Genomic DNA, 15,768 nt, shown 5'->3' on the forward strand with positions numbered 1-15,768 from the left:
AGGCGACAAGTTATTTGTGATACAATAACGACAAGACTTAATACATATAGAGAAGGGAACTTTCATGAAAATATTATTTGTTGGAGACGTAGTCGGTTCAATGGGCCGTGAGATGATTACAGAATACCTGCCTAAGTTAAAGAAAAAGCATTCACCGGATTTTACAATCGTAAATGGAGAGAATGCTGCATCAGGCAGAGGGATTACTGAGAAAATATATAAACAATTCTTACAGGATGGGGCCAATATGGTCACCCTGGGAAATCACACATGGGACAATAAGGATATCTTTAATTTTATCGATTCATCCAAACAAATGGTGAGGCCGGCTAATTTCCCTGAAGGTACGCCGGGGAGCGGTTTAGTGTTTGCGGAAGTATATGGTAAAGAGGTTGCCGTTATCAACGCTCAAGGAAGGACATTTATGCCTCCACTCGATGATCCTTTTAAAGCTCTTGATGAGCTTGTTGATGAGGCCAAAAAGAGAACATCCGTCATATTCGTTGATTTTCATGCAGAGGCAACAAGTGAGAAGCAGGCTGTAGGCTGGTTTCTGGATGGCCGCGTGTCTGCAGTGATAGGAACGCACACTCATGTTCAAACGGCGGACAACCGGATCCTTCCCAATGGGACTGCCTTTATGTGTGACGTTGGTATGACGGGACCATACGATGAGGTACTTGGAATGAGTAAGGATTCCGTTCTAAGGAGATTTCAGACCAGTTTACCTGTTCGTTTTGAAGTACCGAAGGCCGGACGTAAAATCCTGAGTGCTTGTTTAATTGACATTGATCAGAAGTCGGGGAAAGCGAAAAAAATCGAGCGTATATTGATTAACGAAGACCATCCATTTATGGCAGAATATTAAATGTTTTCCTTCCTTTTTTGGTGTGACCGGAATGATTTGTCCATTTCCTGAATATAGTATCAGTGGAATCATTTATACCAAGTTTGTTCTTTACCACGGACATACGGTATGGGGGAAATGACAAGGAGGAAAAGGAATGGAAATATTAAAAGTTTCAGCAAAATCTAATCCTAATTCTGTAGCTGGTGCACTCGCCGGTGTTCTTCGTGAGAGAGGAGGAGCTGAAATTCAAGCAATCGGTGCAGGAGCTTTAAATCAAGCAGTCAAGGCTGTCGCCATTGCAAGAGGCTTTGTGGCTCCCAGTGGTTTAGATTTAATATGTATCCCGGCATTTACGGATATTCTGATCGATGGAGAAGAACGTACGGCGATAAAGTTAATTGTGGAACCAAGATAATAAACCATAGGCTGTTCATTAAAGGGGACCCTTTAGTGGACAGCCTTTATACTATGAACAAATATACATATTATGAAGAAAAACGGAAAGGAAGACCCAATATGATATTTGATGCACACTGTGATGTGTTGATGAAGCTATATTTAGAGCCGGGGAGTGGGGCCTTTCAATCGAAGAGTTCCTTACATATTACGTATCCTCAACTCATTCAAAGCAGCAGTAAAATACAATTGTTCGCAATCTATATCCCATCCTACCTGAAGCCGGGGCAACGGTTTCAAGCAGCACTTGAAATGGTGAATATTTTTCATAATAGGATCCTTAAGCCAAACCCAAAGATGAAATTCGTTACATCTAAAAAGGATATCGAGCGTCTTTCAGAAGGTGAAATAGGGGCAATGCTGACACTGGAAGGTATAGAAGCAGTGGAGGAGGATCTTACTAAGCTCGAAATCCTTTACAGGCTGGGAGTCCGGTCGGTCGGTTTGACGTGGAATTGGGCCAATGCAGCAGCAGATGGCGCCCTTGAACCGAGAGGGGGCGGGCTGACCAACTTTGGGGAGGAAATCGTCTCTTTCTTAAATGAGAAAAGACTTTGGACAGATGTGTCCCATCTATGTGAAAAAGCATTCTGGGATGTGATGGATTCAGCTGAATATCCGATAGCATCCCACTCAAATGCCTACTCGATCTGTCCTAATCCACGAAACTTGAAAAATGATCAGATTGAGGCACTCATCAAGAAGAACAGCGTAATGGGCATCACCTTTGTCCCACCATTTTTAAACAAGAAAGGGACAGCGGAAATTTCCGATGTAGTCCGCCATATCGAACATGTCTGCAGTCTCGGAGGTGAGGACCATATCGGATTTGGCTCCGATTTCGACGGCATAACAGAAACCGTCCAAGGTCTATCCTCATACATTCATTATGATAACTTAATCAACACCCTCCAACGATACTACAGTGAAAAACAAGTGAAAAAATTCTTATTCCAGAACTTCTTTAAGAGACTGCCTGATTGATTACAAATGAAGATGGGATAAAATTGTTTAGTTAAAAAGATAGTCCGAACGATCATTTGAAATTCTTTTTTGAAATCAGATCGTTCGAATTCATCATCTGGCTGTTTGCGTACATATTTTTAGATGTAGTGAGTAGTGGTTGATTTCCGTTCCAGGTGCTCGCTTTCCGCGGGGCGTGAGTTGAGCCTCCTCGGGCTTAGCCCTGCGGGGTCTCAACTTTCCCGCAATTCCCGCAGGAGTCGAGCACCTTCCACTCCAATCAACTTTCCAAGCGAAAGCGTCTCACTATAATTGCTCCACCATTGCATACGCCAACTTCTATTCTATTAGTTTCAGTGACGAATTTCAGTTAATCACACACATACTCTTTCTTATCTGATGTGAATGATCCATACTGCTCCGACATCCCGGGCCTAAGTTATTCTTGCTATAGCAATCAATGTATATAGCAGGTTCTAGCTGTTGATTGGAGTGCAAGACGAAGACTCCTACGGGAAAAGCGGAATAGGTAAGACCCCGCAGGAACGTCAGTGACGAGGAGGCTAGCCGAACGCCCGAGGAAAGCGAAGTCTTGCACGGAAATCAACAGCGGTGTAACAAGTGATCCTAACTATTTGTTTGATTGTGCGTCTTTAGAGGAACTGGAATTAGTTATGTTCCATCCTCATTTGCGCAATATGAATGTGTTCCGATTGATAATCTCTTCAATACAGTAGTGATTTAAAGAGAAAAGTGATAAACTGATAGAGTAAATGATATGAAAATGCTGCATCGCTAATAGATGATTGATACTAATGAAGAGAATATGCTTCAATAATAGATGTTGCAAATAATGATTGAAGGGGTGTAATGAATGAAGGAACAGCTTTCATGGAAAGTTGGCGGACAGCAAGGTGAAGGTATTGAGAGTACAGGTGAAATCTTTTCCATGGCCCTCAATCGCCTTGGGTATTTCTTATATGGTTATCGCCATTTCTCCTCTCGTATTAAAGGCGGACATACAAACAATAAGATTCGTGTAAGCACCACTCAAGTACGTGCGATTGCGGACGATTTAGATATTTTGGTTGCATTTGACCAGGAAACGATTGATGTGAATTACAAAGAATTACATAGCGATGGCGTTATTATAGCCGATGCAAAGTTCAAACCTGTGAAACCTGAAGATACAGATGCCTCCCTTTACATTGTTCCCTTCACTGAATTAGCGACGGAGCTCGGGACTTCCCTCATGAAGAACATGGTGGCAGTGGGGGCTACCTGTGCCGTTCTCAATCTAGATCCAATCGTTTTCAAGGAAGTAGTGGAAGAGATCTTTGGTCGCAAAGGTGAAACGGTCGTTGAGAAAAATATGGAAGCGATCAAGCAGGGATTCGCTGCGATGAAAACAGAACTCGGTGACAAGGTAGGTTCCCTGCAACTGAAAGAAGCAGACGGGAATAAACGTATGTTTATGATCGGAAACGACGCCATAGCTCTGGGTGCACTCGCAGGAGGCGTTCGATTGATGGCGGCTTATCCGATTACGCCGGCATCTGAAATCATGGAGTATCTCATCAAGAAGCTGCCGATGGTCGGCGGGACCGTCATCCAAACGGAGGATGAAATCGCAGCTGCTACAATGGCAATCGGGGCGAACTACGGAGGTATCCGTTCCTTCACGGCTTCAGCAGGACCAGGTCTTTCACTTATGATGGAAGCGATCGGGCTATCCGGAATGACAGAACAGCCGCTTGTTGTGGTGGATACGCAGCGCGGGGGACCGTCTACAGGGTTGCCTACGAAACAGGAACAATCCGATTTAATGGCGATGATTTACGGTACTCACGGTGAAATTCCTAAAATCGTCCTGGCACCAAGTACCGTTCAGGAAGCGTTTTATGATACAGTGGAAGCTTTTAACCTGGCAGAAGAGTATCAATGCCCGGTCATCATTCTTTCGGATCTACAACTTTCTTTGGGTAAACAAACTGTAGAACCCCTTGATTACAGTAAAGTGGAAATACGCAGAGGTAAGCTTGCGGCTAATGAATCTGAATTAGAAGAATTAGAACCAAAGAAATATTATAAGCGCTTTGAAGTGACGGAAGATGGGGTATCACCTCGCGTCATCCCCGGAATGAAAAATGGGATCCATCATGTTACAGGCGTTGAGCACGATGAAACCGGAAAGCCATCCGAATCTCCTGTGAACAGACAGGCCCAGATGGATAAACGTATGCGTAAACTTGAGAATATCAAATTCCAAAATCCAATACACACACATGCCCCTCATGAAGAGGCTGACTTGTTATTAGTAGGTTTCAACTCTACACGCGGGGTAATTGAGGAATCGATGAGTCGTTTGGAAGCCGATGGATTGAAAGTGAATCATGCTCATATCCGTTTGATCCATCCTTTTCCGTCCGATGAATTGGAGCCACTTATACATTCAGCGAAGAAAGTGGTCGTGATTGAAAATAACGCTACCGGTCAATTAGCCAACATTATCAAAATGAATGTAGGCTTCGGGAATAAAATCGTTAAAATGACAAAGTATGATGGAACACCATACTTACCAAATGAAATTCATTCAAGATGTAAGGAGTTGAACTGATCCATGGCTACCTTCAAAGATTTCAGGAATAATGTGAAACCAAACTGGTGTCCTGGATGTGGGGACTTCTCGGTACAGGCTGCGATCCAACGGGCTTCTGCCAATGTGGGACTTGATCCGGAACAGTTAGCGGTCGTTTCAGGGATCGGATGTTCAGGGCGTATATCCGGATACATCAATTCTTACGGCTTTCACGGAATCCACGGGCGGTCACTTCCAATTGCTCAGGGATTGAAAATGGCCAATAAAGACTTGACCGTCATCGCTTCAGGCGGGGATGGGGATGGATTCGCCATCGGTCTTGGGCATACGATCCATGCCATTCGCCGGAATGTGGATGTCACATACATTGTAATGGACAATCAAATTTATGGATTAACAAAAGGACAAACGTCACCGCGTTCGTCTGCCGGTTTCAAAACCAAGTCTACGCCACAGGGATCGATCGAACAGGCGCTTTCCCCAATGGAAATGGCCCTTTCGGCAGGAGCAACCTTTGTCGCTCAAAGCTTCTCTTCTGACTTGAAAGAACTGACGGCCTTAATCGAAGCGGGACTTAACCATAAAGGTTTCTCCTTGATCAATGTGTTCAGCCCTTGTGTCACATATAATAAAATTAATACGTACGATTGGTTTAAAGAGAACCTTACAAAGCTCGCTGATGTAGAAGGTTATGACCCGTCAAATCGGGAGCAGGCCATGAATACACTCATGGAGAAGGATGGACTGGTTACTGGTTTGATTTATCAAAACAATGAACAGCCATCGTATCAGGACCTTGTGTCAGGTTATTCCGAAGAGCCTCTCAGTACTCATGATTTAAGATTAGAGGAAAGTAAATTTGATGAATTAGTGAAAGAATTTATGTAATGGAAGAAACCGGACTCCTTTTTTTAGGGGCCCGGTTTATTTTTTAATTTATTGATTTCTTCATTCAAGAGGGAATTGGTGAATTGAAGATGATGGATGGTATTTTCATACTTTTTCAGAGTGTCTTTCGTGGCGATGGAATCTTCTGCATCGTATACGGATACTTTATCCTTCAAGTCTTTGATGTTCATTCTGACGGATTGAAGTGAACGGGTAAAGACGTTTTTATCCTCCTGCATTCTTTTTAATTCTTCCTGTAACACTTGAATGGATAACTCATTATCCTTCTGAACTTGCCCTGCACGATCCAAATTTTCTTTATGTTGCTTGTTGACCGATTCATATAGTATCTTGGATTCCGTGAAAAGATTATTTGACTCATATAACTCGACCTCATTTGAGTATAGGCGATTTATTAACATTTCATTGTCAGACAGGAGACAATGAATAGTGTCTTCATTAAAACACTTCTCCATAAGCAATTGGTGCTCCCGTAACGCCGCCTCTATTCTCACTTCTTCAAGTAGCGCCTCAAGCTCCCATATTTGGATTTCTTTTTTATATAATTGTTTTTGTACTTCTTGGTTAGCCTTTAATAGAAGATCCTTCTCTTTTAATAAGTAACTGTTCTCAACTTGTAAGGACAGATTTTCGTGTTCAAGGGAACTTCTTGAATCAAGGAAGTGTTCCGTTTGTTTCTTTGTATTCGATACATAATGATTCGTGAATGTCCGTAGTTGGTCCTTGACCTGGTTCAGGATGTACCGGAGCTTTTTCACTTCCCTTTCCTGTGCAGACAAAAGGGCTTGATATCTTGAGGTTTCGGTGTTTCTTTCAGCAGCTTGGATTTCAAGCTCCTGAAGATAGGTTTGTATCCGGCTTTGTAATAGATCGTTTTCTTTTTTGATGGAGACATAACGTTGGGCATGGCTTCCGCTTTCTAATCTTTCACATTTGTTTTTGTACTTTTCCATTTCAGATTTGTAATGGATGATTTGCTGTTGGAGTTGGATATTCGAAAGTTGTCTCATGTACCTAAGCTCCTTTCGGCCGTTTTTCTATTATGTATATGTAAGAATCAGGATGAACGGTATTTGTCCATGAAAGAAGCCATGTAAACTTCCCAGCGTTTACATGGCTTTTATATATATAATTAATATCATTGCAATGATAGTTGCTTGTTCACGTTCGTAATATTCATTTAAAGGAAGCAGCGTAACCATTATTATTGAATCACACTATATATGAAAGTTTAAGTTTAATCGTCATGTTCATAATGTTGCATGTTTATACAATATATTTTGTTTTATTCCTCCTTTCCTTATGGTATATGATATGACGGTTTTGAAGATGTTGTACTGTCAAACGTCTATATAATCAGCCTATTTTTAAAAGATTATAAAAAACTAGTAAGACGCCTATTAATTTTTTTTTGCATAAATAGGTGTTTACTCTATACCAAATTCTTTCTCGTCCATAGGATATAGTGTGATATAAATATTCATTAACAGAAAGGAAGATTTGTTTGAAGAAGCGTAAACAAATTAGGGGTTCCCAGACTCCTACACCATCACCGTCACCAATCCCTTTGGATCCCAATGACTTAGCACCGGAATGTATCCGCGTAGACAAAGTATATGACTGGGTGTTCTATGCGAATAAATACGAAAACAAGAACTTCATTCCTGATGAAGCATGTCGTGCAGCAGTTAGTGCAGCACTTGCAGCAGGTCAGCGAGTAGAGGTACAGACGGCTCCAGTTGATCCAGCTGACGTAAGCGTCTCTGGTTCCATCATTGAAAATGGTAACCCTGGTAAAGTTCTAATTGTTTGGACAGTTCCGGTAGAGGTTACAATCTTGATTAATGGAGTTGCCGAGTGTTCGTTTACTGTCCGTACACAATTCACTGACGAAATCATGCTTTGTGTACCAGTCGGAATTACGAATGCAAACTTAAACATCAGAGCGACACAGGTCATTGCAACTTCTGGTGGAGTATTGATGGGACCAGATCCATTTGGACCGATGATTCCACTGAAAGTAGTTCTTTGTAAAGATGTTCAAGTCGAATACCCTGTTAAATTGGAAGTATTGGCGAAATTCTGTTTCCCACGTCCGAATAACATTCCAGTACCAGAAGAAAGACTTCAGTGCGATCTTAGTTTACTAGAATTCCCTCGACAATGTCCTGGATTATTCCCGGTTGCTAACTGTGAATGTCAAGGAACAGCTCTTGCAAGAAATGAAGATACTGAAGCAACATTCGGTACTGGAGGATCAGCTGACATCGTAACAGGTCTGTCCACATTGAGAGCAGAAATTTGTCAGGAATGTTCTCTTGGAGACAGTACATTCTCCTACTCCTTCACAGATACGGAAGTCGGTCCTACACCAGCTCCTACAGCTACTGGCTTCCAGCCTGATTTCAGCTTCACATTCGATCCATCTTCGATCGACAGAGTTACATGTGGTACCGATGCTCTTACTGCAGTTGGAGAAGGAATCCGTTACTTTGACGGAGCACCTGAGCAATTATTCTATGAACTGCAAATCTTTGATGCACCAACTGAAGGTTTCCGCTTAATCCTTAGAAATACAGCGAACGTTGTAATCTTTGATAGTGGGGTAGTAGATGCACTAGTCGAGTTTGGTGAATGTGAAACATTCGCTGACTTACTTGGAGACATGGACGCTTAATTAAATGAGGGAGAGAGTCATCTCTCTCCTTTTTTTTAACATGTAAACAAACCGTACATATGATAATAAAAAATGCCAACGGGGGTGACAAAAATGATTGAGGAGGATCATATATCCAATACGAACCTGGAAGATCATGACATCATTCATGACATTCAAGTTCTTTCGAATGATTTAGAGGCACTCTATACTCATTATTCAAATCGGATCCGAAATGTGTCAGAGGAATTGTCCAGAGAGAGATCAAAACACAGGGTCTATCAGTTGGAAATTGCTGAAAACCATCATACTATTCAGACCTTAACCGAACAAATTGATTATTTACTTCAAGAAATGGAAGTGAAACATGAGCTAATTCTCCAAATCCAACAACAGGTAGATCGAGCCTCTTTATCACCTAGAGAAACCTTGCTTGATAAATCTCAGGATGAATTAAAAACTGTAGAGACGGATACTCAAGAAGGTGTTAACTCAGAGAGTGACATCCCTTTTATTCCCTCCTTCATCCCTGAAATAAGAGTCATTTATGAAAGTTATTCAAGTGAAGGGAAATCCAGTCTCGAATCTTTAAAGAATAAAGTTATTTTACTTTTAATGGAGGCGAATAAATATTTCTTATCGGAAGATAAACAGTCCAATGAGTTTGAGATGTATCAACAAGCTTTTTATACGTATTTAGGCTGGCTACAAATGCAAAAACATCCTTTTAAGGAACCAAAAAAAGAAAGGTGGCATCATAAAGTGTGGAAATTCTTATGGGGCAAGGAAGAGGAAAACAATCATCCAGAAATTATTAAGAAACTTGATTTGATCGAGGATCATTTGATGTCTTATTCAGATAAATTCAACGAAGTAAAGGATTCCCTGGATCAAAATAAAAAAAGGGCGGATACAACCCAAGACTATTTGAACCAAGTGAATGCTCTATATGAAGAATTAAAAAAAATCGAAGGGTTTTATGAAGAAAAAATTCTTGGATTGAAGTCACAGGTAGAAGAGTGTAAACAAAGAGAACATGAGCTTGAAAGACAAGTGGAACTGCTCAATGATAAATATTCAGGGAAACAAAAAGAAAAAAATCAACGTGAAATAGAGCTTGAAAAGGAATTATCACAGCTACGAAAGGATATCCAAGCTCAATCAAATAAAAAGAATGAATTGTACAATAAAATGAAGCGACAGAGTACTGTAAAAAAACAAGCTCCACAGGTCAATCCTCAATTCGATGAATACGGCAATATTCCAATGTCTTCGGATTCAAAGCGAACCATGTTTAATCCAAATAAATACATGAGGTGAATTTGAAAGGGGGGATAATCATGCAATCCAAAGATTTGAATAAAATTTACAAGCAGAAAAAAAGTATACCCTTGGGAATTAAAAAAGAAGAAAGAATCCAAATGGAAGCCAAAAGGACGAAATTTAAATATAAAGGATGCGGGTGCAACGCCTAAAGAATCGGTCATCCTTTCCCGTCGTGTCTATACCAGGATCATGCTGGAAGTGAAAAAAGATCTACCCAATGAATCTTGTGGGCTGATTTCCGGGCTGGAAAACAGATGTTTGACGGTTTGGCCAATGCAAAATATGGAAGCAACCCCATATTCTTTCGCCATAAATCCAGATGAACAGGAATTAATCATATCCCGTATGCTTGGACGAAATGAATCGTTTAAAGGGATTTATCATTCTCACCCATTTGGAAGGCCAGTTCCTTCTAAGGATGATGTAGCATATTCCATATATCCTGATGTATATTACTTTATTGCTTCCGTAGGTGGGAGAGAGGAAGAGCTACGCTGTTACAAAATTAATAATGGAAAAGTTAAACATATTGAAATTTTGATTAAATAGGCTGGGACAAAAGAGTTTAGCTAAAAGAAAATCCGAACGATCATTGAAATTCATTTTTGAAAATCGACGTCGTTCGGATTTGTCATTTAGCTATTTACGTAAATACTCTTGCTTTTGAATATGGAGTAGTGGTTGGTTTGCGCTCCAGGTGCTCGCTTGCCGCCAGCCCGAGGAAAGCGAGGCCATGGACGGAAATCAAAAGCTGTGTATCATTTGATCCTAACCAATTTTTAGATTGTTCGTCTTTAGAGGAAATGGATTTAGATATGTCCCAGCCTCTTTATTGGGTAGTGGTACAAGCAATATGAAAGCAGCGACATATAATAGTATCACTTCCTATGAAAGCGGTGAACGAAAGTGAAAGTATCAATCATTATTCCATTTTATAATTGTGCTTATATCGATCATGCCATTAATAGTGCACTTCGTCAAACCTATAAGGATATCGAAGTAATCGTTGTGGATGATGGTTCAACTCAGTATGTTGAAAAAATTCAACCATTCAAGAACAGAATCAAATATATCAGGAAAGCAAATGGAGGAACTGCTTCTGCACTGAATACGGGTTTAAGGCATGCAACCGGGAAATACTTTGCATGGCTGAGTTCAGATGATATGTTCATGGAAAGTAAGGTGGCGAAGCAACTTGCCTACATGCAGACGGTAGGAGCGAGGCTATCGTATACGGCATTTAAAACGATTGATCAAAATAATAAAGTTGTCAATGAAATCCATTCACGTAGAATGAGTAGAAATGTGTTGCAAAAACTCCTGCTTAAGGCATGTCCAGTAAATGGCTGCACTGTGATTGCCGAAACGGATTTGATAAAGCAGGCAGGTTGGTTTGATGAAAGGTTGAAATACACTCAGGATTATGAAATGTGGTGCCGGTTGACTCTTCATACACATATGCACTACCTCGATGAAGTGCTAGTGTTATACCGGGTACATTCCGAAATGGGTTCTGCAAAAAATGGTGCGGGGATGGCAAGGGAATCACTGCACATCCAGAATAAATATCGACAATTCTTTAAGATGGCAAGAAAAAAAGGTTTTTAACAACAAAACAAAGAGACATCAATCGAATCTGTTTGATGTCTTTTTTGTACATATTCTCAACTTGTATAGGACCAGTACGTTTTTCTAAGCCCATCTTTAATTGGGAATTGAGGATCCCAAGTCAATATACGTTTAGCAGACCTATTATCAAGGCAGCTATGCTTGATATCTCCCTGACGGTCTTGCGCATGAAAGGAAGTTATTTTTTTTGAATGTACATCTTGTAATAAGTTAATCAATTGCAGGATAGATGTCTTTTCGCCTGTACTAATTTGCATAATTTGTTGGTTCCCCTTAGCTGCAGCTAGAATATTTGCTTCTACGACATCCTGGACATATACATAATCTCGCGTCTGAAGTCCATCCCCGTTTATTTTCAGGCTTTCATTCTTCATGAGGGTCTCAAGAAATACAGCAATAACCCCTCCTTCCCCTTTGGACGTTTGCCTGGGGCCGTAGACATTTCCATACCTGAGTATGGAGAATGGTATTCCAAAGGTGTCTCCGTACAATTTAATATAACTTTCTGAGGTGAATTTCGATAATCCATAGAAGGATATAGGAGAAGGGGGGCAGGTTTCGTCAATGAAATCTGTGGGAGCATTTCCATAGACGGCAGATGTAGATGAAAATACAAAGCTCTTTACAGGGAAATGTCTGCACGCCTCCAGTAAATTAAGTGTCCCCGCAATGTTGGTTTGCATATCCTCGAATGGCCGCTTTGTGGAACGTGAAACATCAGCCTGAGCAGCTAAATGGAAAACATATTCCGGACTTTCCGACAATAGGACGTCATACGCTTCTGATGAAGTGATATCCATGTTGTGGAAAATGGCTGATGGATTCAAATACTCCATCTTCCCACTGCTTAGATTGTCGATCACATGTACACAATAGCCCCTGGAAATTAACGTATCAACTAGATGGGAGCCGATAAAACCAGCTCCTCCTGTCACCATTGCTTTCAATTGGCATCTCACCTTTTCCTTTTTTAATAACATATGCAAAAGGTAAGATCTTTGATGGAACACTCGCCCGAGATATGGTCGAAACTAAGCATTTATAACCTTAAGCATCCTGGAGAAATGCCGGCTGTATTGTTGGTGGCTAAATTGCGATTGTAAATGGAGTAATCCGTTCTCAATGATGTAAAGACGAAGTTTAGTATCATTCATCAATTCTTCAGCTTGTTGTACCGCATGTTGAATATTCCCGATTTGATAGTATTTCCCGGATTGATTGTGCAAGATCGAACTTCTGACCCCATCAGAATCTGTCGTAAGGACTGGACACCTGCAACTCATCGCTTCCAATAAAGAATAAGGAGCACCTTCAACTTTAGATGTGGAGCACAAGAATCCACCTGAGTCACCAATTCTGGAGTAATAAGCAGCCATCTGATTGTTGGGTACGTTTTGTAACAGATGAATGTGTTTATCCAAGCCTAATCTACTTTTCAACTGGATAAAATCGTTTCGTTCTTGCTGGGTAGATAGACTCGGATCTTCAAACATGTATAAATCGATTTCAGGTCTCTTCATGATTAATTGTTGACCAATGTATAAGAATTCGCGCCAATTTTTATTGTCCTCAAGTCTTCCGATCCATGCCACAATCGGCTTTGATGGCTTAGGCAATTTTTGATAGGTGAATGCCTTGTGATCAAAGCAGTTATTAAATTCAAAGATTGGAGTCGTTTTAAAGAACTCCCTGAAGATTGCACCAATATGTGGAGTTTTGGGATATAAGAGAGCATCACAATAGTTTTGTACATAGGGAATGGCAAGTTGCAATTGCTGTCTGGCCACAGCCTGTGGACCGAACCCTTGTATTTCGAGTATGATTTTCCCTTTGAATCCCAACTTCCGAAATCGTTCCATTGCTGCATAATCCGACGTGATAACGACCGCATCATAGTTCTCTTTTCTAAGGATATTTTGTATCTCTTGATCATTATTAGTGATAAAAACATTTGAATTCTCGTGATTCAGTAATTTTCTCCGTTTACTATAATACAAAAAGTCACAAGTGATTCCCACTTGTTTGAGTGCTATGGATCTCTGTCTGTTTAACGTTTCTACGCCTCCACTCGGTACGTAAAAGACAAATAAGACTTTCATCTGTCATCCTCCAATCAAATGTACGATCTAATAAAACAATCTTATTACTTTTATATGTGAAAGGAACGGTTTTGTAGAGGGCTATACGGCTATTTTTACTAAGGAATTCCTATTTTGTTAAATATGTATGTCAAAAGAAACAAGCTGTACATAGTATATCGAGAAGCATAAATATGATAAGAACCAAACAATATCTTTATCCAAGCATGCCGTCATTAGTGAAATATTCATCATAATGAGGTGATAATAGTTGAAGGTTTAATTCCTTGTCGGAGCGGAACAGAAATCGAAAGTTATGAATGTTTGGGAGCAATACAAAAAAGCGGTTGTATTAAAGATGGATGTCTCGACAAAAGAAATAACAAAAATCATCGAATATTTGTCACCAGCAGACGTTTATGCTGATAAGAACGCCTCGATTTCATTCACGGCTGGTACATTAATTGACATCTGTTTATATGTGGGTACAAGGACCGAGGTTCTCATATTCGATTGCCTTTCCAGAAAGATGATCGATTATGTTAGTTTGCCGTTATTCAATGATGTTCATCAAGTGACCCTCAGGAAGAATGGAAATCTCCTGGTCGCTAACACGGGACTGGATTTGGTAGCGGAACTGGATCGAAAGGGTCAGGTGGTAAACCTATGGGATGTAATGGGGGACGACCTGTGGAACCGCTTCAGTCCAGACATTGATTATAGAAAGATCGCCAACACAAATCCTCATATGTCACACCCCAATTTTGTCTTTGAACGGAATGGGTAAGTGTGGGTAACGAGATGCCTGCAAAAGGACGCGATATGTTTGAATGACAGGAAAAAACAAATTATCATTGGTAGTCAGCTTATTCATGACGGTGAAACCCATAATGGGAAAATTTATTTCACTCAGGTGGATAGAAGGGTAATCGTAGTAAACTCCGCAACTTTAAAGGTGGAACGCGAGGTGAATCTGGTTGAAATAAGTAAGCATGAAGAGGCAATCGGTTGGTGGAGGGGGATTAAACCACTATCAGATGAATTGATTCTGGTTGGGTTTTCGCGTATACGACCATCCCGTAGAGAAAAAGAGGATGGGACAACATATTATGTTGGTGATTATGGTGTCATACCTACAAGGCTCGCTTGTTATAATATTCAGTCGAACACGCTGTTATGGAAAAAAACCTTGAAGACCAAAACATGAACGTGATTTATTCAATTTATTGATCGAAATGTTCAATTTTCATGGGAGTGAACGTCTTGTTACTTATGTAGAAACAAAATGTAAGGAATCAAATGTGTGTAGTTGCTATAACGGTGGGGAGAGAGGTGGGATGAAAATATATTAAAGGCATCTATTACACTTCTGTACTTCAATACCTGACATGGCAAGCATTAAGTATACTAGATCAACCTGAAATAGGAGGAGGTGAACATGATAATGCATAGGAGACAATTGATAGAGAATTTAATGAATTATTACAAAACACCACTCTACCATCAAAATTTCCCTTTAATGTTGATGTGGACCCCAAAAGCCGGATGCACAACTTTTGCACGTTGGTTTTTCTATCAAACGGGTTTATTGGATACAGCACTTGAATATCATCCATCCATACATGTTTATAAAAATGCAGTCTACTTCAAGCAGAAACGTTATATGGAAGCTGTCCTAAATGATGGTTTAAATAAGAAGGTCGTTTATAAATTAGTGAGAAATCCTTATAAGAGGGCAGTAAGCAGTTACTTCACTATTGCGACTTATTGTTATTCGAGTGGTTCCCCCGACTCACCAATGGATAAGGATAAAGAAAGGATCTCAGCAATGTTTTATCCTAATACCACTTATAAAGGAATCTCTTTCAAACAATTTTTGATTTATTTATCAATAGTTGGAGCGGATTATACAAACGTGGATGGTCATATTGCCAAACAGTATTGTCTGGGTGAAGAGTGTTTATCTCCAAAACTAATAAAATTAGAGAACTTCAATACGGAAATAAAAGAAATTGAAAGTGGATATAACCTACTCTCTTCATCAGATAAAATACTGACATCACCTCACTCATTCTCTCCCCAAATGACTGAAACAGAAGTCAACTCAGATACAATATTGAGTTATACCCAGCTAATCCATGGTCCATTACCGAAATATAAGTCCTTGTACGACAAAGAAACGATTGCATTGTGCCAGCATGTTTTTCACGACGATTTTCAGTATTACCAATATGGAAAAGAAATATTATGAGCCTGAAAGGGACCATATACTGGTCCCGAGTCTTTTTAAAAAATAGAGAGA

The 15,768-nt window shown here is 40.2% G+C and carries 15 protein-coding genes; 12 read left to right on the top strand and 3 right to left on the bottom strand.

Annotation, left to right across the window (positions count from 1 at the left end):
- Window positions 1-64: 64 nt before the first annotated feature.
- From P8596_RS10425 to P8596_RS10450, 5 genes are all read left to right on the top strand, one after another.
- Window positions 65-868, top strand: coding sequence for a TIGR00282 family metallophosphoesterase (locus P8596_RS10425; protein WP_061809970.1), 804 nt, complete (start codon window positions 65-67; stop codon window positions 866-868).
- Window positions 869-1,004: 136 nt separating this feature from the next.
- Window positions 1,005-1,265: a stage V sporulation protein SpoVS gene (spoVS, locus tag P8596_RS10430; protein WP_034760060.1), complete on the top strand. Its 261-nt coding sequence runs from the start codon at window positions 1,005-1,007 to the stop codon at window positions 1,263-1,265.
- 101 nt (window positions 1,266-1,366) lie between these two features.
- Complete coding sequence (locus P8596_RS10435) at window positions 1,367-2,290, top strand: dipeptidase (RefSeq protein ID WP_279726762.1); 924 nt, start codon at window positions 1,367-1,369, stop codon at window positions 2,288-2,290.
- An 853-nt stretch (window positions 2,291-3,143) separates the two neighbouring features.
- On the top strand, window positions 3,144-4,886 hold the full coding sequence (locus P8596_RS10445) for a 2-oxoacid:acceptor oxidoreductase subunit alpha (protein ID WP_224520227.1): 1,743 nt from the start codon (window positions 3,144-3,146) through the stop codon (window positions 4,884-4,886).
- Window positions 4,887-4,889: 3 nt separating this feature from the next.
- The gene (locus P8596_RS10450) at window positions 4,890-5,756 is read left to right on the top strand and encodes a 2-oxoacid:ferredoxin oxidoreductase subunit beta (protein WP_224520226.1); all 867 of its coding nucleotides are present in this window, start codon (window positions 4,890-4,892) and stop codon (window positions 5,754-5,756) included.
- A gap of 23 nt (window positions 5,757-5,779) precedes the next feature.
- Here the strand turns inward: P8596_RS10450 and P8596_RS10455 are convergent, their stop codons facing one another.
- On the bottom strand, window positions 5,780-6,787 hold the full coding sequence (locus P8596_RS10455) for a hypothetical protein (protein ID WP_279726764.1): 1,008 nt from the start codon (window positions 6,785-6,787) through the stop codon (window positions 5,780-5,782).
- A 494-nt stretch (window positions 6,788-7,281) separates the two neighbouring features.
- Between P8596_RS10455 and P8596_RS10460 the strand changes: the two genes are divergently transcribed.
- The 4 genes from P8596_RS10460 to P8596_RS10475 all read left to right on the top strand — a co-directional run bounded on the left by P8596_RS10460 (window position 7,282) and on the right by P8596_RS10475 (window position 11,367).
- Entirely contained in the window at window positions 7,282-8,454 is a 1,173-nt protein-coding gene (locus tag P8596_RS10460; RefSeq protein WP_224520224.1) for a BMQ_0737 family morphogenetic spore coat protein, read from the top strand.
- 264 nt (window positions 8,455-8,718) lie between these two features.
- Window positions 8,719-9,753 carry a coiled-coil domain-containing protein gene (locus P8596_RS10465; RefSeq protein WP_224520223.1) on the top strand — a complete coding sequence of 345 codons (1,035 nt, stop codon included), beginning with the start codon at window positions 8,719-8,721 and terminating at the stop codon, window positions 9,751-9,753.
- Window positions 9,754-9,918: 165 nt separating this feature from the next.
- Window positions 9,919-10,308 (top strand): M67 family metallopeptidase, encoded by a 390-nt coding sequence (locus P8596_RS10470; protein WP_224521103.1) that lies wholly within the window; start codon window positions 9,919-9,921, stop codon window positions 10,306-10,308.
- Between the two features lie 357 nt (window positions 10,309-10,665).
- Window positions 10,666-11,367 (top strand): glycosyltransferase family 2 protein, encoded by a 702-nt coding sequence (locus P8596_RS10475; RefSeq protein WP_224520222.1) that lies wholly within the window; start codon window positions 10,666-10,668, stop codon window positions 11,365-11,367.
- 56 nt (window positions 11,368-11,423) lie between these two features.
- Here P8596_RS10475 and P8596_RS10480 read toward each other — a convergent pair whose 3' ends face one another.
- Both P8596_RS10480 and P8596_RS10485 read right to left on the bottom strand, forming a co-directional pair.
- Window positions 11,424-12,326: an NAD-dependent epimerase/dehydratase family protein gene (locus P8596_RS10480; RefSeq protein ID WP_318020900.1), complete on the bottom strand. Its 903-nt coding sequence runs from the start codon at window positions 12,324-12,326 to the stop codon at window positions 11,424-11,426.
- A 93-nt stretch (window positions 12,327-12,419) separates the two neighbouring features.
- Entirely contained in the window at window positions 12,420-13,487 is a 1,068-nt protein-coding gene (locus P8596_RS10485; RefSeq protein ID WP_224520220.1) for a glycosyltransferase family 4 protein, read from the bottom strand.
- A gap of 295 nt (window positions 13,488-13,782) precedes the next feature.
- Between P8596_RS10485 and P8596_RS10490 the strand changes: the two genes are divergently transcribed.
- From P8596_RS10490 to P8596_RS10500, 3 genes are all read left to right on the top strand, one after another.
- On the top strand, window positions 13,783-14,253 hold the full coding sequence (locus P8596_RS10490) for a hypothetical protein (protein ID WP_224520219.1): 471 nt from the start codon (window positions 13,783-13,785) through the stop codon (window positions 14,251-14,253).
- 39 nt (window positions 14,254-14,292) lie between these two features.
- Window positions 14,293-14,673, top strand: a complete 381-nt coding sequence (locus P8596_RS10495) for a hypothetical protein (protein WP_224520218.1) — start codon at window positions 14,293-14,295, stop codon at window positions 14,671-14,673.
- A gap of 231 nt (window positions 14,674-14,904) precedes the next feature.
- Window positions 14,905-15,717, top strand: coding sequence for a sulfotransferase family 2 domain-containing protein (locus tag P8596_RS10500; RefSeq protein WP_224520217.1), 813 nt, complete (start codon window positions 14,905-14,907; stop codon window positions 15,715-15,717).
- Window positions 15,718-15,768: the final 51 nt, after the last annotated feature.

It is taken from the genome of Rossellomorea sp. DA94, assembly GCF_029834455.1.
Lineage (GTDB): Bacteria > Bacillota > Bacilli > Bacillales > Bacillaceae_B > Rossellomorea > Rossellomorea vietnamensis.